Annotated in this window: 2 protein-coding genes; both read left to right on the top strand. The window is 67.1% G+C overall.

The genetic code is table 11. From position 1 onward, the window contains the following. The first annotated feature begins 42 nt into the window (after positions 1–42). Positions 43–1,089, top strand: coding sequence for a sugar ABC transporter permease (locus AB0J68_RS31460; protein WP_355066088.1), 1,047 nt, complete (start codon positions 43–45; stop codon positions 1,087–1,089). A 1-nt stretch (position 1,090) separates the two neighbouring features. Further along, a complete protein-coding gene (locus AB0J68_RS31465; protein ID WP_363942437.1) occupies positions 1,091–2,059 on the top strand; it encodes a carbohydrate ABC transporter permease in 969 nt (322 codons plus the stop codon). Positions 2,060–2,096: the final 37 nt, after the last annotated feature.

Below are 2,096 nucleotides of genomic sequence, written 5' to 3' on the forward strand. Positions count from 1 at the left end.
GGGTCCGGTTCGGCCGGTGGCCCGGCCCGGAAGGGAGGGTTGATGGAGTTCGACTTCGCCGATGAGCAGCCGAAGCTCCTCATGCTGATGTACGGGCTGGTCGCCTTCGTGGTGGTGGTGGGCGGTCTGCTCCTGCTGCTCGACGTCGTCCCGGCCTGGTTTGCCCGGCGACGGGAGGCGCAGCTCGTGGCCGCCTCGGTGAGTGGAGCTCCACTTCCCCGCCGCCCCCGGCAACGGGAGGGGATCTTCGCGCTCTTCTTCCTGCTGCCCACGCTGCTGCTCCTCACCATCGGCCTGGTCGTGCCGGCCATTCGCACCGTGCTGCTCTCCCTGATGGACGGGAGTAGCACCAGCTGGGTGGGGTTGCGCAACTACGGCTGGATGTTCTCCGACGACTCGATGCTCCGGGTCCTGATCAACACCCTGGTCTGGGTGGTTCTGGTCCCGCTGGTGGCGACCGCGTTCGGCCTGATCTACGCCGTCCTGGTGGACAAGGCCCGGTTCGAGGCCGTGGCCAAGTCGCTGATCTTCCTGCCGATGGCGATCTCCTTCGTCGGCGCCAGCATCATCTGGAAGTTCGTCTACGCCTACCGCGGCGAGGGCGACCAGATCGGTCTGCTCAACCAGATCGTCACCAGCCTCGGCGGCGAGCCCAAGCAGTGGCTGCTGGAATCACCCCTGAACACGCTGCTGCTGATCGTCATCATGGTCTGGATCCAGGCCGGCTTCGCCATGGTGGTGCTCTCCGCCGCGATCAAGGCGATCCCCGGCGACATCGTGGAGGCCGCCCGGCTCGACGGGGTCAGCCCCTGGCAGATGTTCTGGCAGATCACCATGCCGAGCATCCGGCCGGCCCTGATCGTGGTGGCGGTGACGCTCACGATCGCCACGCTCAAGGTCTTCGACATCGTCCGGACCTCGACCAACGGCAACTACGACACCAGCGTCATCGCCAGCGAGATGTACAACCAGGCGTTCCGGTACGGCCAGAACGGGCAGGGCTCCGCGCTCGCGGTCTTCCTCTTCATCCTGGTCATCCCGGTCGTGATCTACCAGATCCGCAACCTCCGTCAACAGCGGGAGGGCTGAGATGACGACCGCAACGCCCACCGTCGCCGCCGGCGTCCAGGAGACCGACGGCACCGCGTCCACCGCCGCCGGGCGGGTACGTCGGCGACTCAACAGCCGTACGGCCACGCTCGTCTCGATCGTCATCGCGGTGGTCTGGACCATCCCGACCTTCGGCCTGTTCGTCTCCTCCCTCCGTCCGGAGGACGAGATCAAGACCACCGGCTGGTGGACGGCCTTCACCAACCCGCAGTTCACCCTGGAGAACTACCAGCAGGTCCTCTTCGGGCGGTCGGCGTCGTCCGGGCAACTCGCCAGCTACTTCATCAACTCGCTGGCGATCACCATCCCGTCGGTGCTCTTCCCGCTCGCCTTCGCGGCCCTGGCCGCGTACGCGCTGGCGTGGATCAACTTCCGCGGGCGGGACTGGCTCTACATCGCGATCTTCGCGTTGCAGATCGTCCCGCTGCAGATGGCCCTGGTGCCGCTGCTGAAGTTCTTCTCCACCGGCGTCACCCTCGGCGGCGTCACCCTGATGCCGGCATGGGACCTGGTCGACGAGCAGAAGTTCGCCCAGGTGTGGTTCGCACACACCTGTTTCGCGCTTCCGTTCGCGGTCTTCCTGCTGCACAACTTCATCTCGCAGCTCCCCGGCGACCTGATGGAGGCGGCCCGGGTCGACGGGGCCACCCACCCGAAGATCTTCCGCACCATCGTGCTGCCGCTGATCACCCCGGCGCTGGCCGCGTTCGGCATCTTCCAGTTCCTCTGGGTCTGGAACGACCTGCTGGTCGCGCTCATCTTCGCCGGTGGCGGCAACGAGACCGCCCCGCTCACGGTTCGGCTGGCCGAGATGGCCGGCACCCGGGGCAACGAGTGGCAGCGGCTGACCGCGGGCGCGTTCGTCTCGATCGTTGTACCGCTCGTCGTATTCCTGTCCCTGCAGCGCTTCTTCGTGCGAGGTCTGCTCGCCGGCAGCGTCAAGGGCTGACCCGCTTGCCCGCCGCCGCCTTCAGGGGCCAGGCGGC

This window comes from Micromonospora sp. NPDC049580, from assembly GCF_040675595.1.
GTDB lineage: Bacteria > Actinomycetota > Actinomycetes > Mycobacteriales > Micromonosporaceae > Micromonospora.

What these genes read in the sequence shown, in the direction of transcription:
- AB0J68_RS31465 (WP_363942437.1), top strand. Translation starts at nt 1,091, where the DNA reads ATGACGACCGCAACGCCCACCGTCGCCGCCGGCGTCCAGGAGACCGAC.
- AB0J68_RS31460 (WP_355066088.1), top strand. Translation starts at nt 43, where the DNA reads ATGGAGTTCGACTTCGCCGATGAGCAGCCGAAGCTCCTCATGCTGATG.